This window comes from Devosia oryziradicis, assembly GCF_016698645.1.
In the GTDB taxonomy this organism is placed as follows: Bacteria; Pseudomonadota; Alphaproteobacteria; order Rhizobiales; family Devosiaceae; genus Devosia; species Devosia oryziradicis.
In genome coordinates this window covers 403,896-424,194 of sequence record NZ_CP068047.1, presented here as the reverse complement: position 1 = coordinate 424,194, position 20,299 = coordinate 403,896, and the positions used below count along the sequence as shown (strand labels likewise).

Annotated in this window: 19 protein-coding genes and 1 pseudogene; 13 read left to right on the top strand and 7 right to left on the bottom strand. The window is 64.9% G+C overall.

Annotated elements, in window-relative coordinates; all coding sequences use genetic code 11:
- Window positions 1–3: 3 nt before the first annotated feature.
- Window positions 4–768: a bifunctional demethylmenaquinone methyltransferase/2-methoxy-6-polyprenyl-1,4-benzoquinol methylase UbiE gene (gene ubiE, locus JI749_RS02040; RefSeq protein ID WP_201658142.1), complete on the bottom strand. Its 765-nt coding sequence runs from the start codon at window positions 766–768 to the stop codon at window positions 4–6.
- A gap of 116 nt (window positions 769–884) precedes the next feature.
- On the opposite strand from ubiE, the gene mutM reads away from it, so the two are divergent.
- From mutM to JI749_RS02000, 8 genes are all read left to right on the top strand, one after another.
- Window positions 885–1,772, top strand: coding sequence for a bifunctional DNA-formamidopyrimidine glycosylase/DNA-(apurinic or apyrimidinic site) lyase (gene mutM, locus JI749_RS02035; RefSeq protein WP_201658139.1), 888 nt, complete (start codon window positions 885–887; stop codon window positions 1,770–1,772).
- A gap of 293 nt (window positions 1,773–2,065) precedes the next feature.
- The gene (rpsT, locus tag JI749_RS02030) at window positions 2,066–2,332 is read left to right on the top strand and encodes a 30S ribosomal protein S20 (protein ID WP_201658136.1); all 267 of its coding nucleotides are present in this window, start codon (window positions 2,066–2,068) and stop codon (window positions 2,330–2,332) included.
- Window positions 2,333–3,250: 918 nt separating this feature from the next.
- Window positions 3,251–4,705, top strand: a complete 1,455-nt coding sequence (gene dnaA, locus JI749_RS02025) for a chromosomal replication initiator protein DnaA (protein ID WP_201658133.1) — start codon at window positions 3,251–3,253, stop codon at window positions 4,703–4,705.
- Between the two features lie 127 nt (window positions 4,706–4,832).
- On the top strand, window positions 4,833–5,954 hold the full coding sequence (dnaN, locus tag JI749_RS02020) for a DNA polymerase III subunit beta (protein WP_201658130.1): 1,122 nt from the start codon (window positions 4,833–4,835) through the stop codon (window positions 5,952–5,954).
- Window positions 5,955–6,102: 148 nt separating this feature from the next.
- On the top strand, window positions 6,103–7,215 hold the full coding sequence (gene recF, locus JI749_RS02015; RefSeq protein WP_201658127.1) for a DNA replication/repair protein RecF: 1,113 nt from the start codon (window positions 6,103–6,105) through the stop codon (window positions 7,213–7,215).
- 102 nt (window positions 7,216–7,317) lie between these two features.
- Window positions 7,318–9,771 (top strand): DNA topoisomerase (ATP-hydrolyzing) subunit B, encoded by a 2,454-nt coding sequence (gyrB, locus tag JI749_RS02010; protein ID WP_201658124.1) that lies wholly within the window; start codon window positions 7,318–7,320, stop codon window positions 9,769–9,771.
- A 50-nt stretch (window positions 9,772–9,821) separates the two neighbouring features.
- Window positions 9,822–10,214, top strand: coding sequence for a hypothetical protein (locus JI749_RS02005; protein WP_201658120.1), 393 nt, complete (start codon window positions 9,822–9,824; stop codon window positions 10,212–10,214).
- On the top strand, window positions 10,201–10,527 hold the full coding sequence (locus tag JI749_RS02000) for a hypothetical protein (RefSeq protein ID WP_201658117.1): 327 nt from the start codon (window positions 10,201–10,203) through the stop codon (window positions 10,525–10,527). The genes JI749_RS02005 and JI749_RS02000 overlap by 14 nt, the downstream gene beginning before the upstream one ends.
- A 2-nt stretch (window positions 10,528–10,529) precedes the next feature.
- On the opposite strand, the gene JI749_RS17625 is transcribed toward JI749_RS02000, so the two are convergent.
- Entirely contained in the window at window positions 10,530–10,805 is a 276-nt protein-coding gene (locus JI749_RS17625; RefSeq protein ID WP_407644919.1) for a L,D-transpeptidase, read from the bottom strand.
- Window positions 10,778–10,912: pseudogene (locus tag JI749_RS17620) on the bottom strand (L,D-transpeptidase); the annotation flags it as partial. The pseudogene JI749_RS17620 and the gene JI749_RS17625, both read right to left, overlap by 28 nt.
- 521 nt (window positions 10,913–11,433) lie before the next feature.
- On the opposite strand from JI749_RS17620, the gene JI749_RS01990 reads away from it, so the two are divergent.
- Entirely contained in the window at window positions 11,434–12,456 is a 1,023-nt protein-coding gene (locus JI749_RS01990) for an LLM class flavin-dependent oxidoreductase (RefSeq protein WP_201658114.1), read from the top strand.
- A gap of 27 nt (window positions 12,457–12,483) precedes the next feature.
- Here the strand turns inward: JI749_RS01990 and JI749_RS01985 are convergent, their stop codons facing one another.
- Entirely contained in the window at window positions 12,484–13,035 is a 552-nt protein-coding gene (locus JI749_RS01985) for a hypothetical protein (protein WP_201658111.1), read from the bottom strand.
- A 57-nt stretch (window positions 13,036–13,092) separates the two neighbouring features.
- Between JI749_RS01985 and JI749_RS01980 the strand changes: the two genes are divergently transcribed.
- Window positions 13,093–13,413, top strand: coding sequence for a hypothetical protein (locus JI749_RS01980; protein WP_201658107.1), 321 nt, complete (start codon window positions 13,093–13,095; stop codon window positions 13,411–13,413).
- Window positions 13,414–13,652: 239 nt separating this feature from the next.
- Window positions 13,653–16,319 carry a transglycosylase domain-containing protein gene (locus JI749_RS01975; RefSeq protein WP_201658104.1) on the top strand — a complete coding sequence of 889 codons (2,667 nt, stop codon included), beginning with the start codon at window positions 13,653–13,655 and terminating at the stop codon, window positions 16,317–16,319.
- Between the two features lie 36 nt (window positions 16,320–16,355).
- Here the strand turns inward: JI749_RS01975 and JI749_RS01970 are convergent, their stop codons facing one another.
- The gene (locus JI749_RS01970) at window positions 16,356–17,138 is read right to left on the bottom strand and encodes a M48 family metallopeptidase (protein WP_233280831.1); all 783 of its coding nucleotides are present in this window, start codon (window positions 17,136–17,138) and stop codon (window positions 16,356–16,358) included.
- A gap of 185 nt (window positions 17,139–17,323) precedes the next feature.
- Entirely contained in the window at window positions 17,324–17,809 is a 486-nt protein-coding gene (locus tag JI749_RS01965; protein WP_201658101.1) for a DUF2852 domain-containing protein, read from the bottom strand.
- 145 nt (window positions 17,810–17,954) lie between these two features.
- On the opposite strand from JI749_RS01965, the gene JI749_RS01960 reads away from it, so the two are divergent.
- On the top strand, window positions 17,955–19,274 hold the full coding sequence (locus JI749_RS01960; RefSeq protein ID WP_233280830.1) for an ActS/PrrB/RegB family redox-sensitive histidine kinase: 1,320 nt from the start codon (window positions 17,955–17,957) through the stop codon (window positions 19,272–19,274).
- A gap of 46 nt (window positions 19,275–19,320) precedes the next feature.
- On the top strand, window positions 19,321–19,872 hold the full coding sequence (locus JI749_RS01955; protein WP_201658098.1) for an ActR/PrrA/RegA family redox response regulator transcription factor: 552 nt from the start codon (window positions 19,321–19,323) through the stop codon (window positions 19,870–19,872).
- On the opposite strand, the gene JI749_RS01950 is transcribed toward JI749_RS01955, so the two are convergent.
- On the bottom strand, window positions 19,869–20,216 hold the full coding sequence (locus tag JI749_RS01950; protein ID WP_201658095.1) for a DUF1428 domain-containing protein: 348 nt from the start codon (window positions 20,214–20,216) through the stop codon (window positions 19,869–19,871). The two genes, JI749_RS01955 and JI749_RS01950, sit on opposite strands and share 4 nt — an antisense overlap.
- Window positions 20,217–20,299 lie beyond the last annotated feature (83 nt).

The following is a 20,299-nucleotide window of genomic DNA, read 5'->3' as shown; positions in this document are numbered from 1 at the left end:
GGGCTAAATCTTCCACCCGGAGAACAGCGTGGCGATATTGCCCGTCATGCTGGTGTGCTTGACGCGCTTGAAGCCGGCCTGGCCCAGCATGCCCTCGAAAGCGGGGGGCGCCGGGAATTTGCGGATCGACTCGATGAAATACTGGTAGGGCTGCGCATCGCCCGTCACCAGCTTGCCCATCGGTGGAATGACGCGGTCCGAATAGAGCTTGTAGACGGCGTCGAAGCCCGGCACGTCGACCTGCGAAAATTCCAGCACCAGGATGCGGCCGCCGCGCTTGAGCACGCGATGGGCTTCGTTGAGCGCCTTCTGGATGCGCGGCACGTTGCGGATGCCGAAGGCGATCGTATAGGCGTCGAAGCTGTTGTCGGGGAAGGGCAGCTCTTCGGCATTGGCCTCGACGAAACTGGCCTGAGCCGGATAGCGCCAGCGCTTGGACCGGTCGGCCCCCACCCGCAGCATGTCCGAATTGATGTCCGAGACCACGACTTCGGCATAGCCCACCGAGGCATTGATGATCCGCTCGGCGATATCGCCGGTGCCCCCGGCCATGTCGAGCACCCGATAGGGCCGCGCGCCGGATTTGGGCGGCGCCAGTTCCTGGACCATGGCGTCCTTCCAGAGGCGATGCACGCCGGCGCTCATCAGGTCGTTCATCAGGTCATAGCGGTCGGCGACGCCATGGAACACGGCATTGACCATGTCCTGCTTGGCATCCATGGCCACGATTTTCTCGCCGAAATGCGTGGTCTCTTGCGCGTCGGTCATGGCGGTGGCCCTGTCCATTTTGTATGGATGCGATCGGTTTTGCATCGCGCGCACCATATTCAACCCAATCCGGCTTTGCCATGGCACAAAGCCGCGCAGGTAAAGAGGCGACAACCATGCCCGAACTGCCCGAGGTCGAAACCGTCCGCCGCGGCCTCGAGCCCTGGCTGGTCGGTGCGCGTATCGACAAGGTGACGCTCAACCGCCAGGATCTCCGCTTCCCTTTTCCGGAGGGGCTCAAGCCGGCGCTGGAAGGGCAGACCATTGTCTCGGTCGGCCGCCGCGCCAAGTACCTGCTGATCCTGCTCTCGAGCGGCAAGACCCTGCTTAGCCACCTGGGCATGACCGGCTCTTGGCGCTTCGCCGAACACGGCATCGACAAGCCGCCCCGCTATTACGAGCCGGGTACCGAGCCCAAGCATGATCACATGGTGTGGGACATTTCCCATCCCGAGCACGGCAAGAGCCACCTGATCTATGCCGATCCGCGTCGCTTCGGCTTCATCGACCTCTATGCCGATGTGGCCCAGAGCCCCTATCTTGCCGGTCTCGGTCCCGAGCCGCTGGGCAATGACTTCAATGCCGAGGAAATGGCCGCTGCCTTCAAGGGCAAGAAGGCGCCGATCAAGGCTGCCCTCCTCGACCAGCGCGTCGTCGCGGGTCTGGGCAATATCTATGTCGCCGAGGCGCTGCATCGCAGCCATATCCTCCCCACGGTCCTGTCAGGCACGCTGGTAACGGCGAGGGGAAAGCCCAAGGCGGCGCTGGAAGACCTGGCCCACGCGGTGCGGCAGGTGCTGGTCGAAGCCATCGAGGTGGGCGGCTCCACCCTGCGCGACTTCCGCAACGCAGAAGGCGGCTCGGGCTATTTCCAGCACCGTTTTGCCGTCTATGACCGGGAAGGCGAGCCCTGCCCGACGCCGCTGTGCAAGGGGACGGTAGAGAGGATCGTGCAGTCGGGGCGGTCGACGTTTTTCTGCCCGGTGTGCCAGAAGGCGCCTTGAATTTGCAGTCGACACCCTCCCCCTTGCGGGGAGGGATCAAGGGTTGGGGGTTTGGCCCCGATATTCGGGCTCTCGACACCCCCTCCCAACCTCCCCCGTCGAGGAGGAGGTGCCGCGCGGAGGTTGCGGCGGCTGCGTGCCCACCCCCCCCTGAATCCAGTTGACGCTCCCCCTGACTTCCCCTATAGACCGCGCAACTTGGCGGCTGTCGTTTGCCGCCGATTTCATTTCATCCCGGACGCCTGCTGCGCGACACGCGTGCAAACGGCCGGTTGGACGCCAAGAGGACCGTTATGGCCAATACGCCGTCAGCCAAGAAGGCTACCCGCAAGATCGCTGCCCGTACCGCGGTCAACAAGTCGCGTCGTTCGCGCGTGCGCACCTTCATCCGCAAGGTCGAGGAAGCCATCGTTGCCGGCGATCACGCTGTTGCCATGGCTGCCCTCAAGGCTGCCGAGCCCGAGATCAACCGCGCTGCGACCAAGGGCATCGTCCATGCCAACCTGGCCGCCCGCAAGGTCAGCCGCCTGAACAGCCGCGTCAAGGCGCTAAGCGTCTGATCGCTGCCCGGCGCCCCGTCTGCAAGGACGACGCCAGAACGATGAATACGGGCTCCCGCGGGAGCCCTTTTTCTTTTTATGGTAGTTGGGCATTGTTTTCCGCGATGACGGCTTCGTGTCTTCGCGGTGACGCTTCGGTGACAGGTGAGTCCGCATCCTCGATATTGGGTTTTTCTCTTTGCCGCCAGTGTGTTGGCAGCAAGGGTGCGGTTCTTCCCTTTGCGGCATTACGGACTTTTTCGGGAAAGTCCGGGCGCCGTGGAAATAAAATTTTTACCCCGTTGTAGAGGTTAAGGATTCGAATCTGCGTTGAGTCACAGGCGCTTGCTTTGAGGGACTTTGGCGGGGCTGGGAAGGCGAAAATGACATCCTCGGAGTCAAGCCCCCATTTTACAGATTCCACGGTTGCGGGGCCAAAATCGTCCCTCTAAAGTAATCTCGTCAGCCGGGAAAATGGACACCAGAAACGAGTGTTCAGGCGCGGTCGACGGGGTCAAATTCGGGGCTTGGGTTTCAGCTTTTCGGCACAAGGCCGGGGAAGTTTTATTCGGTAGAGGTTGTGTTGGCAGCAAGGTTAGCGGCCGGTCCGATCGAGACCGTCGCGGTTCATCAAAGCCCTTCGGCATAGCCGGGGCGGGTTCACGACAAGACTAGGTTTTCAAGCCGGTGGCAAGCACCGGATCGAGAAAGTGCGTCCGCTCGAACGGGCGCCGGCGGCGAAGCCATGGCCGGGGGATCTCCCTCCATCGACCAGGCGACATCAGGGCAGACAAACGCCGTCCGAGCTTTGCGGGCCGGGCGGATCGAACAGAAATGGGGCAATTCACGATGATGCGACAGGTAACCGCAGGAAGGGACGATTGGAGCCAGACCAATCCCTCTTCCTCACTCCCGATGATCAAAGGCGAAAAACCTGTCATGATTTCCTCCGACGCTTCCGAAGGCCAGCGCGAACTCTGGACCAGGGTGCGCGCCCGTCTCAAGGCCGCGGTCGGCGAGGATGTGTTTGCCTCCTGGTTTGCCCGCCTCGAGCTCGAGGAGATCGTCGAGGACGTGGTGCATCTGAGCGCCCCCACCCGCTTCCTCTGTTCATGGGTGCAGTCCAACTATGCCGACCGGATCCTGGAAGCCTTCCGCCAGGATGCCGAGGAGGTGTCGCGCATCCAGGTGACGCTGCGCGTCAACGGCCAGGCCCGTCCGCGTCTGACCCCGGTGGCCGCCGAGCCGGTCGCCCCCAGCGAAGCGGCCAGCCCCATCGTCGCTCCGGTTGCCCAGCAGGTCTCCCAGCCGCGCCTGGTGCGCGACAATTCCGCCGCCAAGGGCGATGCCCTGGCCGGCAGCGCCATCGATCCGCGCATGACCTTCGACAGCTTCGTCCCCGGCGACGCCAATGAAATGGCGCTGGGCGTGGCCAAGCAGATCGCCCAGGCGGTCACCAACAACACCGTGACCTTCAATCCGGTCTATATCCATTCCACCGTCGGGCTGGGCAAGTCGCACCTGCTCAATGCCATCGCGCACCAGGTGCAGCAGGCCGATCCGACCAAGAACATCGTCTATCTGACGGCCGACCACTTCATGTACCATTTCATTGCCGCCGTGCAGCGCCAGTCCGCGCTCGGCTTCAAGGATTGGCTTCGCCGCGTCGACCTCCTGCTGATCGACGACATGCAGTTCCTGCAGGGCAAGTCGGCCACCGAATTCGGACACACGCTGGGGACGCTCCTGACCGGCGCCAAGCAGGTGGTCGTGGCCGGCGATGCGCCGCCCCGCGATCTCGAAATGCTCGACGAGCGCATTCGCTCGCGGCTTTCGGGGGGTCTGGTGGTCCCGATCTCGGGCTTCGATCTCGATCTGCGCAAGGCCATCGTGCAGCGTCGCGCCGAGCAGTCGGCCGCCCGCTACGGCATGCACTTCCCCGCCCCCGTCATCGACTATGTCGCCCGCGCCGTGGTGAGCCATGGCCGCGACCTCGATGGCGCGGTCAACCGCCTGGTCGCCGCCAACCAGCTGACCGGTGAACTGATCACCGTGCCGCTGGCCGAAAAGACCCTGGGTGACCTGATCCGGTCGCGCGAGGCCCGTCGCGTCCGCATCGAGGACATCCTCAAGATCGTCTCGCGCCACTACAAGGTGCCGCGCAACGAACTGCTCTCGGCGCGCCGGTCGCGCGACGTGGTGCGCCCGCGCCAGATCGCCATGTTCCTGGCCAAGGCGCTGACCTCGCGCTCGCTGCCCGAAATCGGCCGGCGCTTCGGCGGCCGCGACCACACCACCGTGCTCCATTCGGTGCGCAAGGTGGAGCAGATGATCAAGGACGATGTCGAACTGGCGCAGGAGATCGAACTGCTCAAGCGCATGCTCGAAGAATAGGGAATAACGGGCGGCAGATTGCCGCCCGCCCTTGCTAATCCGTTCACAAATTGTAAATGTCCAACCCCGGCTTGCCGGGGTTTTTTGCTGCCCAAGCGCAGCCGCGTAGTGCCAGGGAAGTTGCCGCATGAAAGTCACGCTCGAACGCAATCATCTGCTCAAGTCGCTGAGCCATGTGCACCGGGTGGTCGAGCGGCGGAACACCTATCCCATCCTGGCCAATGTGCTGTTCAAGGCCGGCGACGACAAGGTGGAGCTCCGGGCGACCGACCTCGATATCGAAGTGACCGAAGCCGTTCCGGCCATGGTCTCGACCTCGGGCACGACGACGGTGCCCGCCCACACGCTCTACGAAATCGTCCGCAAGCTCGCCGATGGCGCCGAAGTGCGCCTCGAGACCGATGGCGGCGAGAACATGGTCCTCACCTCCGGGCGCTCGCGCTTCAACCTGGCCTGCCTCAGCCCCGACAGCTTCCCCGACCTGAAATCGGGTTCGTTCGGCCATGAATTCACCATGCCGGCCGCCGCGCTGCGCGAGCTGATCGAGCGCACCCAATTCGCCATCTCCAACGAGGAGACGCGCTACTATCTCAACGGCATCTACTTCCACACCGTCGAGGTTTCCAATGTCGGCACGGTGCTGCGCGCCGTGGCCACAGACGGCCACCGCATGGCCCGCGCGGAGATCGAGGCGCCCACCGGCGCAAAGGGCATGCCCGGCATCATCGTGCCCAAGAAGACCGTGGGCGAGGTCCAGAAGCTGCTCGACGGCGCCGAAGGCGACGTGACGGTGGAAGTCAGCGACACCAAGATCCGCTTCACCGTCGGTTCGGTCGTGCTGCTGAGCAAGCTCATCGAGGGCACCTTCCCCGATTACGACCGGGTGACCCCCAAGAACAACGACAAGCAGATGAATGTCGACCGGGCGAGCTTTGCCACGGCCGTCGACCGCGTCTCGACCATCGCGTCCGACCGCGGTGGCAAGGCCGTCAAGCTCCAGGCCCGCGATGGCCTGCTCGAGCTTTCGGTGACCAATCCGGACCACGGTACTGCCAGTGAAGAACTGGCGGTGGAGTTCGATACCGACGGCTTCGAGATCGGCTTCAACGCCCGCTACCTGCTCGACATTATCGGCCAGATCCGCAGCGACAACGCCGTCTTCATGTTCAACGACGCCGGTTCGCCGACGCTGGTCAAGGACGACGGCGAGACGCGCGCGCTCTATGTGCTGATGCCGATGCGGGTGTAAGGGCGACATTGCTCGACCTGAACTCGATCGTCACCCTCGGGCTTGACCCGAGGGCTCTTCACTTGACCAAGGTCAGCAAGTGCAACGCCCTCGGGTCAAGCCCGAGCGTGACGGACCGTGGTTGGGGAGGCGTGGTGGACAGATCGACATGACCCGCCACCTCTCCCGCATCCGGCTCACCGCCTTCCGCAATTACAATGCCGCGGCGCTTGACCTCGATGCCCGCCATGTCGTCCTCACCGGCCCCAATGGCTCGGGCAAGACCAACCTGCTGGAAGCCATTTCGGTACTGTCGCCTGGCCGTGGCTTGCGCGGCGCCAGCTTCGAGACGCTGCAGGCCCATGGCTCGGACATCGGCTGGGCGGTGGCGGCCACGGTGGACACCGACGACGGCCCCGCCGATATCGGCACCGGCGCCGCGCCTGAGGGCGGCCGGCGTGTGCGTATCAACGGCGCCAATGCCCGCTCCATCGAGGCCATGAGCGACTATCTGCGCGTGCTCTGGCTGACGCCTGCGATGGATGGCCTGTTCTCTGGACCTGCTGGCGACCGCCGACGCTTCCTCGACCGGCTGGTGACGACGCTGATCCCCTCCCATTCGGCCTCGGTGGGCGATTACGAAAAGGCCATGCGCCAGCGCAATCGCCTGCTCGAGGACAATGGCGACCCGGCCTGGCTCAATGCCATCGAGGCGCAGATGGCCGAGCTTGGCGCCTCGATCCACCTGGCGCGCACGGACAGCCTCCACCACTTGCAGGCGCTGATCGAGCAGAGCCTGGATGACGAGAGCTTTCCTTCCGCCCATCTGGCGCTGACGCCGCTTTTCGAGCATGGCGGAGAGCCGGCCTCCTCGGCGGCGCTCGAAGCGGCGCTGATCGAGGCGTGGCGCGGCTCGCGCGGGGTTGATCGGGCCGCCGGACGCACCATATCAGGACCACACCGCGTCGATCTCGAAGTCACCTACGCGCAGAAGGCCATGCCGGCCGCGCTGGGGTCGACCGGCGAACAGAAAGCCCTCCTCATCGGCCTGATCCTGGCGCATGCACGCCTGGTGCGGCTACGGACCACGATCACGCCCTTCCTGCTGCTCGACGAAATCGCGGCCCATCTCGATCCCGACCGCCGGCGCGCCCTGTTTGCGGCTCTCGACGGACTGGGCACGCAGTGCTTCCTCACCGGTACGGACAGGCTGCTGTTCGAGGCGCTGGGTGAGCGCGCGCAGATGATAACGGTGCGCGAAGGGCGGCTCGCCAGGGACTAGCGTCAATCCCCCGCAAACGCCCATCAAACGGCCATTTTGCTTGGGGATAGACCCCCGTTCCGCTAGAACAAAACCATTCGAAAAATCATTGATTCGGACCCCATGACCGATAGCGAAAATCCCGTCCCGAACGAATATGGCGCCGACAGCATCAAGGTGCTCAAGGGGCTCGATGCGGTGCGCAAGCGCCCGGGCATGTATATCGGCGACACCGATGACGGGTCGGGCCTGCATCACATGGTCTACGAGGTTGTCGACAATGCCATCGACGAGGCGCTGGCCGGCCATGCCGACCTGGTGACCGTGACGCTCAATGCCGATGGCTCCTGCTCGGTCATCGACAATGGCCGCGGCATTCCCACCGGCATCCATGCCGAGGAGGGGGTCTCGGCGGCCGAGGTCATCATGACCCAGCTGCATGCCGGCGGTAAGTTCGACCAGAACAGCTACAAGGTTTCCGGCGGCCTGCATGGCGTGGGCGTTTCGGTGGTCAATGCGCTCTCGGTCTGGCTCAGGCTGCGCATCAACCGCGACGGCGAAATCCACGAAATGGAATTTGCCCATGGCGATGCCGTCGCGCCGCTCAAGCAGGTCGGCACCTACGAACAGAACAAGCAGCCTGGAACCTACCAGGGGCGCTCGGGCACCGAGGTCACCTTCCTGCCCTCGACCGAAACCTTCACCATGGTCGAGTTCGACTACAAGACGCTCGAGCATCGCCTGCGCGAACTGGCCTTCCTCAATTCGGGCGTGCGCATCATCCTGCGCGACCTGCGCCATCCCGAAGTGGTGGAAACCGAACTGTTCTACGAGGGTGGGCTCGAGGCCTTCGTGCAGTACCTGGACAAGTCCAAGGTCTCGGTGGTCGACAAGCCGATCACGATGATTTCGGAAAAGGACGGCATCACCGTCGAAGTGGCGCTGCAATGGAACGACAGCTACCACGAAAACGTGCTCTGCTTCACCAACAACATCCCCCAGCGCGACGGTGGCACGCACCTTGCCGGCCTGCGCGGTGCGCTGACGCGCCAGGTGGTGGGCTATGCCGAAAGTTCTGGCATTGCCAAGAAGGAGAAGGTGACGCTGACCGGTGACGACACGCGCGAAGGCCTGACCTGCGTACTCTCGGTCAAGGTGCCCGACCCCAAGTTCAGCTCGCAGACCAAGGACAAGCTGGTTTCGTCCGAAGTCCGGCCCGTGGTCGAGAACATCGTCAACGACAAGCTCGGCCAGTGGTTCGAGGAGCATCCCAACGAGGCCAGGATCATCGTGGGCAAGGTGGCCGAAGCCGCCGCCGCGCGCGAGGCTGCGCGCAAGGCGCGCGAACTGACCCGCCGCAAGGGGGCGCTCGAAATCTCGTCCCTGCCCGGTAAGCTTGCCGATTGCCAGGAGCGCGATCCGGCCAAGTCCGAAATCTTCATCGTCGAGGGCGACTCGGCCGGTGGTTCGGCCAAGCAGGGACGCGATCGCTCCAACCAGGCCGTGCTGCCGCTGCGTGGCAAGATCCTCAATGTCGAGCGCGCCCGCTTCGATCGCATGATCAGCTCCGAGCAGGTCGGCACGTTGATTACGGCCCTGGGTACGGGCATCGGCCGCGAGGAGTTCAACGCCGACAAGCTGCGCTACCACAAGATCATCATCATGACCGACGCCGACGTGGACGGCGCCCATATCCGCACGCTGCTGCTCACCTTCTTCTACCGGCAGACGCCCGAGCTGATCGAGCGCGGCCATATCTACATCGCCCAGCCGCCGCTCTACAAAGCCATGCGCGGCAAGTCCGAGCAGTATCTCAAGGATGAGGACGCGCTTAACGACTACCTGATCGATGCCGGGCTCGAGGACGCCGTCTTCACGACGCGTGATGGCCGCCAGCATGCCGGGGCGGACCTGCAGGGCATCGTGCAGCAGGCGCGCAGCATCGTCGCCGCTATCGACAATCTCAATACGCGCTACAACCGCAACCTGGTCGAACAGGCCGCCATTGTCGGCGGGCTCGACCCTGATGGTCTGGCTGATGCTGACAAGATGGGCGAGGTGCTCACACGCGTTGGCAATCGGCTCGACCGTATTTCCGACGAGTGGGAACAGGGATGGAGCGGCGAGATCACCGATGCCGATGAGTTGGCTTTCTCGCGCACCGTGCGCGGCGTGACCGAGCGCCACCTGCTCGACAAGGCCCTGTTGCAGAGCGCCGACGCCCGCAAGCTGCGGCAGCTGGCCGATCGGCTCGACGAAATCTATGGCGGCGTGCCCACGCTGACCCGCAAGGGCGAGATCATCAACATCTACGGCCCCTCGAGCCTGTTCAAGGCAGTGACCGATGCTGGCCGCAAGGGCGTCTCGCTGCAGCGCTACAAGGGCCTGGGCGAAATGAATGCTTCCCAGCTCTGGGAAACCACGCTCGATCCCAATGCCCGCACCCTGCTCAAGGTCGAGATCGACCAGACCGACGAGGCCGACCAGATCTTTACCTCGCTGATGGGCGACCTGGTCGAACCCCGCCGCGACTTCATCCAGGACAATGCGCTGAGCGTGAGCAATCTGGACGTCTGACGGCGCGCAGTCCTGGGCGGTGTCGTCCGCAGCAAGGCGTCGGAGGAGCTATGGACCGCGACGAGGTTGAACTGGTGGGCGGACAGGTCAATCGCGTCGTGCGCATCGGCGACACGGTGCGGCGGACCATGGCGTGGGACCGGCGGCTAAGTCATTCGGTCCTGCAGCACCTCGAATCGGTGGGCTTCTATGCGGCACTGCGGTTTCTCGGGCTCGATGACGAAGGGCGCGAAACCCTGTCGTTCCTTCCCAGTGACCTGCCGCACGACGCGTCCGGGTTCACGGACGATCAGTTGATCGCGGCGGCGCGGCTCCTGCGCCGTTTCCATGACGCTACTGAGGGCATGGCCGTCGTGCGGGGGGCCGGCGCCGAGGTGATCTGCCTGGACGCCTGCCAATACGGCGTTCCGCGATGCGATGCCCTATGCATTGATCGACTTTGACACGGTGACGCCGGGCAGCCGGCTTTGGGATCTGTCCTACAGCGCCTGGGCCTGGCTCGATCTGGCCGATCCCGATTTCTCGGCGGAGCAGCAGCGGCATCGGCTGGCAGTGTTCTGCAGCGCCTATGGTCATGCTTCCTGTACGCTGGGACTGGTCGCGGCCGTCCTGCCGAGCCGGCAGGCCGGACGAGCGCGTTGGGCAAAGGCGCGCGGCAAGCACGAGGGCGAGGCCTGGGCGCTCGCCGCCTTGGACTGGACACTCGAGCACGTGACCGAAGTCATTCACCCCACCGGCTTGCCGCGCGCGGACTGAGCTCAGATCACCACGAGCGTGGAGCCGCTGCGGACCGCGTCATGCAGGTGGATCACATCCTGGGGAAGCATGCGCACGCAGCCGCTCGATACGGCTTGGCCGATGGTGCGTTCGTCCGGATTGCGTGGATGCGGTAGAGCGTGTCGGTATTGCCCTGGTGGATATAGAGCGCGCGCGGACCCATCGGATTGTCCGGACCCGGCTCCATGCCGTGGCGATAGCGCTCCAGCTCCGGGTGGCGGGCGATCATGTCGGATGGCGGCGTCCAGGTTGGCCATGCGCGCTTATAGGCGATGTGGGCCCGGCCCGACCACTCGAACCCTGCTGCGCCGATGCCCACGCCATAACGTGTCGCGGTGCCGTTTGCATGCACGTGATAGAGCATCCGGTCATGGGTGCTGATCACGACAGTGCCTGGCGCTTCGCCGGTCGGATCGGCAACCTCCTGCCGCCAGAACTGGGGCGGTACCAGGGCGATGCGGGAGGCGCGAATGGGAAAGCGGTCGTCTTCGATGGCCCCATACATGGCCGCCACATGCGCTGGCACCGAAGCCGTGTCATTGTCGGCAGCCGCGCTCCCACCCACGGTGTGGCGCGGCGCCGCGGTGGAGGCGCAACCTGCCAGGGCCAGGGCCAGGATGCTGGCACCCCCAACGAGGACCTGGCGGCGGGCGAGCTGATGATCTGGCATGGCAATTCCTTTCTCATGGGCAGACTCCGCGCCTGCTCGAAAGGTCAATAATGCTGACGCAAATGGGACTGAAGTCGCCTGACCGGTTCGTGATCGCTTAAAGGACCGTACAGACTGTTCAGCCAAACCGAACCAAGGTCCCGGTTGCGAGTGCGGTACACGGCGACTAAGTCTTGTCGGTGGCATTCGGCCACCTCCAGTTTCAGAGCAGCATCATGAAAAAGATCGGCTTTCTTTCCTTCGGCCACTGGTCGCCTTCGCCGCAGTCGGGCACGCGCAGCGCCGGCGATGCGCTGCTGCAGTCCATAGACCTGGCGGTTGCAGCCGAAGAACTGGGGGCCGATGGCGCCTATTTCCGCGTGCATCACTTTGCGCGCCAGCTGGCTTCGCCCTTCCCGCTGCTATCAGCCATCGGCGCCAAGACGCAAAAGATCGAGATCGGCACCGCCGTCATCGACATGCGCTATGAAAACCCGCTCTACATGGCCGAGGATGCCGGCGCTGCCGATCTGATTGCGGGCGGCCGCCTGCAACTGGGCATCAGCCGCGGCTCGCCCGAGCAGGTCATCGATGGCTATCGCTATTTCGGCTACGCCCCGGCGGATGGCAAGACCGATGCGGACATGGCGCGCGAGCAGACCGAAGTGCTGCTTGAAGTGCTCAAGGGCCACGGCTTCGCGCAGCCCAATCCACGTCCCATGTTCCCCAATCCGCCCGGCCTGTTGCGGCTCGAACCACACTCACCAGGGCTGCGCGAGCGCATCTGGTGGGGTGCCGCCACCGATGCGACGGCAGTCTGGGCGGCCAAGCTGGGCATGAACCTGCAGAGCTCGACCCTCAAATTCGACGAGAGCGGCAAGCCGTTCCACATCCAGCAGGCCGAACAGATCCGCGCCTATCGCGCCGCCTGGAAGGAGGCCGGCCACACCAGGGAGCCCCGCGTCTCGGTCAGCCGCTCGATCTTCGCCTTGGTCAATGACATGGATCGCGCCTATTTCGGTGGCGGCGGCCGCGAGGAGGACAGTTTCGGCTATATCGAGCCGGAAAAGCGCGCCGTGTTCGGCCGCGGCTATGCCGCCGAGCCCGAAACCCTGATCAAGGAACTGGCCGCCGACGAGGCCATCGCCGAAGCCGATACCTTGCTGCTGACCGTGCCCAACCAGCTCGGCGTCGCCTACAACGCCCATGTGATCGAAAGCATTTTGAAGCTGGTGGCGCCGGCCTTGGGCTGGCGCTAGCTTTACCTTGCACGCGAGGGCGATGCCTCAACCGGGCAGGCGAAACGCCGACTCCTCGCATCCATTGGCGGACCAGTAGGCCCCGACCGGCGTGAACCGCCCATCCGCGGCCTGCTGGACCCGCGCGGCAAACGCCATGGCCCGGCATTCATCGCCGCCGGCGACCACATGCACCATTTCGTGCAGCACCGTCAGCTCGCGCAGCGCGTCGGCGCCGTCGGCGAAAAACTGCGGGCAGAGGACCAGGCTCACGCTGCCATTCTCGGGCGGGATGCGCACGAAAGCCGCAAAGCGGCCGCATGAACCGGTGGCGCCGTCGCGGATGACGGTTGCGACGCTTACCGTCCCGCCCCAATGGCCCGATGAGAACCGGCCAAGCGTCAGGGCGTCGCGATAGGCGGCGACATCGACCCCGAACTCACTGGTATCAAGATGCGGCAGGGCCGCTTCAAATGTCGCGATGGCAGCAGCCAGTGCGCGCTCCAACGTGGCCTTGTCGTCGGCAAGGGCGGGCGCCGGGAGCAGCAGGCCGGCGACCAGGGCGGCCTTCATCGCCCATTCAGCTGGTTTGTTGTTCATTGCTTCTCATAAGCTGGCCGCCATCGGCCGCACAAACCATTTCGAGGAGGCCAGTTGATGACACGCGCCCTTGCCCTTGCTGTCGCCTTGACGCTGGTGTCACCGGCTCTTGCCCAGGAGGATGGCGTAACGCCGCTTCTCCGCGTCTATATCGATGCGCCCTATTTCTATGACATCGTGGCCAATGTCGGCGACGCCTCCGACCCGCGCGCTCATGCCCTGACGCTGACGCTGGCGGGCAAGGAAGTCGGCGAGATGCGGATCGTCTACGACTGCGAGACCGGCGACTATACCGAAGAGGTGGTGATCCCGTGGACCGGGCGCTCCGAGCTCTTCCTGGGGTCGGCCCTCATGGCCTATCACGAGCTCTACTGCTGATCGGCATGTGACGCCGCCGCAACACCACGTGAGCACCTCAAAATCCCACATAAACCGGCCACAATTGCCTTTGAGAAGCGTAGCTGTGATCGCGTGGGAAGCGCCCGGGCAGCCATGCCCCGCTGGCAGCCAGCCCATGAGACGGTCTGATCAGCCTTAACCGTTCGCTAACCTCTTGTTTCCCATCCGGGCCGAACAGGGTAGAAGCGCGACAGGCAAGAGAGTTCAGGGTCCGCTTGATGGATTTTCGCATTACCGCCGATGACCGCGTTGGCAATCAGCCAGGCAAGGGCAGCAAGCTCCAGCCTGCGGCCCGTGGCGGCAAGGGACAGCGCGTGGAGCCCACCCTGGGACAGTCCATGCCTTTCTCGGTGAGCGATGAACGCGTCGGTAGCGGCGGTTCGGGCGGTGGCGGCAAGCCGCCCAAGGCCCCGCGTCGCGGCAAGGCCAAGCCGGTCCGCAAGAAACGCTCGCGCAGCGGTGGCTTCCTCATGGGCCTGCTATGGTGGAGCTTCGTCGCCTGCCTCTGGGGCGGCATCGCGGTGATCGGCGTCATCGTCTACTACGGCGCCCAGCTCCCCTCGTCCAACACCTGGGCCATTCCGGATCGCCCGCCAAATATCCGCATCCTGGCGGCCGATGGCAGCCTGATCTCCAACCGCGGCGCCACGGGCGGCGAGGCCATTACCTATCGCGAATTGCCCTATTATGTGCCGGCCGCCATCATCGCCAGCGAAGACCGCCGCTTCATGCAGCATTTCGGCGTCGATCCGCTCGGCCTGATTTCTGTGGCCATAGAGTCGGTGCAGGCGCGCGGCGTGACCCGCGGCGCCTCGACCATCACCCAGCAGGTGGCCAAGAACCTGTTCCTCACGCCCGACCAGACCCTGGGCCGCAAGGTGCAGGAGGCCATTCTCGCGGTGTGGCTGGAGCAGAACTACACCAAGGAAGAAATCCTCGAACTCTATATGAACCGCGTCTATTTCGGCGCCGGTGCAACGGGTATCGAGGCGGCGGCGCAGACCTATTTCGGCGTTTCGGCCCGCAACCTGTCGCTGGGCCAGGCGGCCATGCTGGCCGGCATCCTGCCCGCGCCCTCCGCCTACAATCCCAAGACCAACCCGGAACGCGCCATCGAGCGCCAGCGCCTGTCGCTGGCTGCCATGGCCCGCGATGGCTTCATTACCGAGGAAGAGGCCGCGGCGGCCCAGATCGATCCCAGCCAGACCGTGCGCACTCGCGTGGCCGGCTCGGAAGACTATGTCGCCGATTGGGTGGAAAGCCTGATGACGGCCTATATCGGCGAGATCGAGGACGACGTGGTGGTCCAGACCACCATCGACTTCAAGATGCAGAAGGATGCCGAGTTCATCGTCAAGGAACTGGTCGCCTCCGAAGGCCCCAAGCGTGGTTTCAGCCAGGGCGCCCTGGTTGCCATGGATGTCGATGGCACGGTTCGCGCCATGGTCGGCGGCGTCGACTACCAGGCCAGCCAATATAATCGTGCCGTCACGGCCAAGCGGCAGCCCGGCTCCACCTTCAAGCCCTTCGTCTACATGGCCGCCATGGAAAAGGGCTATACGCCCGATACCCTGGCCGAGGATGCCCAGTTTACCTATAACGGCTGGAGCCCGCGCAATGCCTCGGGCAAGTATGCCGGCACCGTGACCCTGCGCCAGGGCCTGGCCTATTCGCTCAACACCATTGCCGCACGCCTGGCCATCGACGTCACGCCAGAGGCGGTGATCGAAGTGGCGACCCGCATGGGTATTTCCTCGCCGCTCACCCCCGTGCCCTCCATCGCCCTGGGCACGCAGGAAGTGAACCTGCTCGAGCTGACCAGCGCCTATGCGCCCTTTGCCAATGGCGGTTTCGGCGTCATCCCCAATGTGATTACCTCGATCACGTCAAAGGATGGCACCTCGCTCTACCAGGCCTCCGATGCGGGCCCCGGCCGCGTTGTCGCTCCCAATATCCTGGCCGAGATGAACGACATGCTCGAAACCGCCGTCGAGGTGGGTACGGGCAAGGGCGCCAATCTGGGGGGCTGGGAATTCGGCGGCAAGACGGGCACGTCCCAGAGCGCGCGCGACGCCCTGTTTGTCGGCTACACCGCCGCCATGGTCACCGGCGTCTGGCTGGGCAATGACGATGATACCAAGACCACGCTGTCGGGCGGCAACGTGCCGGCAGCCATCTGGTCCGAATTCATGACCAAGGCCCATGCCGGCAAGCAGGTCGCCCAGATCCCGGGCGGCAGCTATGATGGCCAGCTCGTGGCCCAGCCGGTCGTCGACCCCGCCACCGGGCAGGCCGTCATCGATCCGGCCACCGGCCAGCCGATGACCCAGTATGTCGATGCCGGTACGGGCGCCCCCGTCCAGACCATGACCGATCCGGCGACCGGCCAACTCATGCAGCTCGATCCGGCCACCGGCCAGTATGTCCCGGCCACGGCCGCCCAGTCCGCCCAGCAGCCCATCCAGACTGGCCAGATGATCGATCCGGCGACCGGCGCCGTCGTCGGCGCGCAGCTCGATCCGGCCACCGGCATGCCGGTCAACAATACCGGCGGCATGCTGGTCGATGCCAATGGCGTCCAGATCGACCCGGCTACCGGCATGCCGGTCGGGCAGGTCGTCGGGACGCAGCCGCAGGCGATCGACCCGGTGACGGGCTTCCCGCTGCAGCAGCAGACCAATGGCGTCGGCCAGGCGCCGATCGACCCCAATACCGGCCTGCCCATGGTCCTGGTGGTCGATCCGGCCACCGGCCAGCAGGTCTGGGTGCCCAGCGCCCCAGCCCAGCCGCAGCCGCCGGCCGCTGTCGGCCAGCAGCAGGTCTACCAGGAGCCGGAACGCCAGCGTACGCTGATGGACCTGATCTTCGGCGACCAGCAGAACTGACGTCTTCACCTCTCCCCATGGAGGGGGAGGTGAAGGCTATCCCCCATGCGCCATCAGCTGCCGGCCATGCGCCTTGAGCCAGGCGCGGCCTCTTTCCATGTCGGGCAGTGTCCGCTTGACTGTCGCCCAGAAGGCCGCCGAATGGTTCATTTCGACCAGGTGCGCCACCTCGTGGGCCGCCACATAGTCGAGCACGAAAGGCGGCGCCAGGATGAGCCGCCAGTTGTAGTTGATATTGCCCGATGACGAGCACGAGCCCCAGCGGCTCGACTGGCTGCGCATCTTGACCGACTTGACGGTGACGCCCAGCCGGGCGGCGTGGATGGCGGTGCGGGCGCTGAGATCGGCCTGCGCCTCGTCCTTGAGCCAGTCGGTGAGCCGCCGCGCCTGGTGCGCCGGATCGCCCGGCACCAGCAGGACTGCCTCCCCGCCATCGTCGGCCACTTCCACCCGGCCGCGCAGCTTGCCCGTTCCGATGATGCGGTGGTCGACGCCGCGCAGCGGCACGACGCCGCCATCGCCGAAATGGCCAGCCTCGGGCGCCCGCTTGATCCGGGCGGCCAGCCAGTTGCGGTGGCGCACCAGGAAGGCTTCGGCCTCGGCCCACTTGCCATGCGGCGGCAGCGTCAGCAGCGGCCCGCCGCTATGGGGGAGCGACAGCCTGTAGCTGCGGGCCCGCGCATTGACGCGGACGACGATGGTCACCGGAGCGCCATCAATCTCGATGACGGTGCTAGCGGGAATTTTCGGCCTGGCGCGGAAGAAGAGGTTCATGAGGTCCCGGGGAATCGCGGAATGATAATAGCCTGATTTGACCATGATGACTCCCACCCCAGGGATCGTTCCGGCCTTCGCGGGAATGACACCGCGAGTAGCAAGCCCCGAACAAAAATGGCGCCCCTTGCGGGGCGCCAGGTGGGTCGTTGGGAAACGACCGGCTTCAGGAGGGGAGGAGGTCCTGGCGAACGACGCGCGGTTCGCGCATCCCGCCGGGCTGGGTCGGCTTAGCCGTTATTGCCCCAGCCATTGTTGTTCTGGTCGCCATTGTCGGGCTTGGGCTCGGTATAGCCCTGGCGCGAACCGCGGCGCTCGTTCATGAAGCGATCGAACTCTTCGCGATCCTTGGCCTTGTTCAGGTTGGCCATGTATTCGTGGAAGGCGTCGATCTCGGCGTCGAGGCGGGCGCGCTCTTCGTCGAGGCGCTTGAGCTGTTCGGCGCGGTATTCGTCAAAGGCTGCATTGCCGCTCGAGTTCATGCCATAGCTCCGATTGTGGTTGTTCCAGCTGTGGTGGCGGTGCTTGTTGGAGGTGCACCAGGCCTTGCCCTTGTCCCAGTAGGCGCCGGCCTTCTCTGCCGAGCCGCCGAACTTCTCACCCCAGATGATGTAGGCGAGCATGATGAAGCCCAAAGGCGGGAAGACGATGAAGCCCAAAACCATGAGGGCGATGGTCAGCGGGGACCATTGAGGTTTGATGATTGCTGTGGTCATTTTCGTTTCACTTTCCCAGTCACGATGACCCTTAGGTGGCCCGCCCCGGGGTGGGATCAATGCTGTGCCTGTCGATATTTGATCTTGAAATCCCGTTTTTGCCTCACTATGGCGCGACCGCTCCATGCCCCCGAAAGGCCCTGACATGACCATGACCCAGGCCGATGGCCTGCCATTGCCCTCCACCTGGCGGCCCTTGCGGCTACAAACCCTGGTGCTGCTGCGCTGGCTGGCGGTGGGTGGACAGGCCATCGGCGTGCTGTTCGTGGCGTTCGGGCTCGGTTTCCCGCTGCCGCTGCTGGAATGCTTCGCCCTCATCGCCGCCTCGGCCGCGCTCAACCTGGGCCTGATCCTGCGTTTGGGCGGCTCGCACCGCCCTTCCTCGCTCTCGGCGGCCAGCCAGGTCGCCTTCGACCTCCTGCAACTGGGGGGTCTCCTGGCGCTCACGGGAGGGCTGCAAAATCCGTTTTCGCTGCTGTTGCTGGCGCCGGTTTCGGTCTCGGCGACCACCCTGCCACAGCGGGCGACCTTCTTCATCGCGCTCCTGGCGGCCGTCATTGCCTCGTCCCTGTCGGTCTGGCACCTGCCGCTGCCCTGGGCGCCCAACGAGCAGATCGTCTTCAACCGCATCTATGTCATCGGCATCTGGGTCTCGATCGTCTGCGGCGTGGTCTTCATCTCGGCCTATACCAATCGCGTCGCCCACGACGCACGCCAGATCGCCGACGCGTTGGCGGCCACCGAACTGGCCCTGTCGCGCAAGGAGCAGCTCTCGGCGCTCGATGGCCTCGCCGCCGCCGCCGCGCATGAATTGGGCACGCCGCTATCGACCATCGCCCTGGCCGCCAAGGAAATGCGCGCCGAAGCCGAACCGGGCAGCGACCTGGCCGACGACGTCGAGCTCATCATCGAGCAGGCGGCGCGTTGCCGTGCGATCCTGGCCAAACTGCGCAACCTGGGTGCCGAGGACAATGACCCCTTTGCCGCCGTGCCGCTGACCGACCTTCTGGCCGAAGTCGCCCGCCCGCATGAGGGGCGCGGTAAGGCGATCCTGTTCTACAACGAGAAGGCCGCCGGCCCACCGCCGGTCTTCCAGCGCAGCGTGGGCCTGCTCTATGGGCTGGGCAACCTCATCGAAAACGCTACCGATTTCGCCCGCAGCAACGTGCGGGTCGAGGCCTCATGGGACCTCGAAGCCGTTTCGGTCTCGATCACCGACGACGGCCCCGGCTTTGCGCCCGAGCTGATCGCCCGGCTGGGCGAGCCCTACCTCACCAGCCGTCCGCGCGATCCACAGGGCCCCGATGCCAGCAAGCCGGGCGGCCTGGGCCTGGGCGTCTTCATCGCCAAGACCCTGCTCGAGCGCACCGGGGGCCGCCTGGCCTTCGAAAACATCGCCGCCAACGGCCATGCCCGGGTGCGGATTGTCTGGCCGCGGAGTGCCGTTGAGGCGGGGAGCATTTGAACCGCAGATTTTGACCTTTCCGCACCAAAGCCTTATGTGAAGGGCCATGAGCACGATCGAAGATCTCCTGGCCACCGACCCCAGCCTGCTGCTTGTCGATGACGACGCGGCTTTCCTCCAGCGCCTTGAGCGCGCCATGGCGCGCCGCGGCTTCGATGTCCGCATTGCCGGCTCGGTTGCCGAGGGCCTGGCGGCAGTGGCCGACAAGCCGCCGGCCTATGCGGTGGTCGACCTGCGGCTCGAGGACGGCAACGGGCTCGAAGTGGTTTCCGCCCTCCACACCAAGCGCCCCGATGCGCGTGCCGTCGTGCTGACCGGCTACGGCAATATCGCCACCGCCGTCACCGCGGTGAAACTGGGCGCCATCGACTATCTCAGCAAGCCCGCCGATGCCGACGACGTCATCAATGCGCTGCTGGCCACCGGCGAGGACAAGCCCGAGCCGCCGGAAAACCCGATGTCGGCCGATCGGGTGCGCTGGGAACATATCCAGCGCGTCTATGAGCTGTGCGACCGCAACGTCTCCGAGACGGCGCGCCGGCTCAACATGCACCGCCGCACCCTGCAGCGCATCCTGGCCAAGCGCGCGCCGCGTTAGGCCACGAACAGCGTTTCGAACCCGCCATAGATCATGCGGGCGCCATCGAAGGGCATCTTCATGGCCTGCATGCGCGGGTCGTTCATCATCTTCTGTCCGGCGGCGTCGCGCGTCGCCTTGTCGGGAAATTCGATCCACGAAAAGACGATGGCCTCATCGGGTTTGGCCTGGACCGCCTTCATGAAATCGGTCTGCTTGCCTTCGGGGACGTCGTCCGACCAGGTTTCGACGATGCGGGTGGCGCCCCACTCCTTGAACAGCACGGCAGCCTCGCGCGCATGCTCGACATAGGCCTGCTTGTTGGCCTTGGGGACGGCGGCAACGAATCCATCGACATAGGGCATTTGCTGGTCTCCTTTTGCTGGTAACGCAACGCGAGCCTGCTGGCGGCGTTGCAACGCTCCTCGACAAGGACGTATTGCTGGGG

Bases quoted from the DNA above. Each gene is read 5' to 3' on its own strand.
- JI749_RS01955 (WP_201658098.1), top strand. From the start codon at position 19,321: ATGAGCACGATCGAAGATCTCCTGGCCACCGACCCCAGCCTGCTGCTT.
- recF (WP_201658127.1), top strand. From the start codon at position 6,103: ATGACCCGCCACCTCTCCCGCATCCGGCTCACCGCCTTCCGCAATTAC.
- JI749_RS01965 (WP_201658101.1), bottom strand. From the start codon at position 17,809: ATGACCACAGCAATCATCAAACCTCAATGGTCCCCGCTGACCATCGCC.
- JI749_RS01980 (WP_201658107.1), top strand. From the start codon at position 13,093: ATGACACGCGCCCTTGCCCTTGCTGTCGCCTTGACGCTGGTGTCACCG.
- JI749_RS02005 (WP_201658120.1), top strand. From the start codon at position 9,822: ATGGACCGCGACGAGGTTGAACTGGTGGGCGGACAGGTCAATCGCGTC.
- rpsT (WP_201658136.1), top strand. From the start codon at position 2,066: ATGGCCAATACGCCGTCAGCCAAGAAGGCTACCCGCAAGATCGCTGCC.
- JI749_RS17625 (WP_407644919.1), bottom strand. From the start codon at position 10,805: ATGGCCAACCTGGACGCCGCCATCCGACATGATCGCCCGCCACCCGGA.
- dnaN (WP_201658130.1), top strand. From the start codon at position 4,833: ATGAAAGTCACGCTCGAACGCAATCATCTGCTCAAGTCGCTGAGCCAT.
- JI749_RS01990 (WP_201658114.1), top strand. From the start codon at position 11,434: ATGAAAAAGATCGGCTTTCTTTCCTTCGGCCACTGGTCGCCTTCGCCG.
- JI749_RS01950 (WP_201658095.1), bottom strand. From the start codon at position 20,216: ATGCCCTATGTCGATGGATTCGTTGCCGCCGTCCCCAAGGCCAACAAG.
- ubiE (WP_201658142.1), bottom strand. From the start codon at position 768: ATGACCGACGCGCAAGAGACCACGCATTTCGGCGAGAAAATCGTGGCC.
- JI749_RS01975 (WP_201658104.1), top strand. From the start codon at position 13,653: ATGGATTTTCGCATTACCGCCGATGACCGCGTTGGCAATCAGCCAGGC.
- JI749_RS01970 (WP_233280831.1), bottom strand. From the start codon at position 17,138: ATGGTCAAATCAGGCTATTATCATTCCGCGATTCCCCGGGACCTCATG.
- gyrB (WP_201658124.1), top strand. From the start codon at position 7,318: ATGACCGATAGCGAAAATCCCGTCCCGAACGAATATGGCGCCGACAGC.
- JI749_RS01960 (WP_233280830.1), top strand. From the start codon at position 17,955: ATGACCATGACCCAGGCCGATGGCCTGCCATTGCCCTCCACCTGGCGG.
- mutM (WP_201658139.1), top strand. From the start codon at position 885: ATGCCCGAACTGCCCGAGGTCGAAACCGTCCGCCGCGGCCTCGAGCCC.
- JI749_RS01985 (WP_201658111.1), bottom strand. From the start codon at position 13,035: ATGAACAACAAACCAGCTGAATGGGCGATGAAGGCCGCCCTGGTCGCC.
- dnaA (WP_201658133.1), top strand. From the start codon at position 3,251: ATGATTTCCTCCGACGCTTCCGAAGGCCAGCGCGAACTCTGGACCAGG.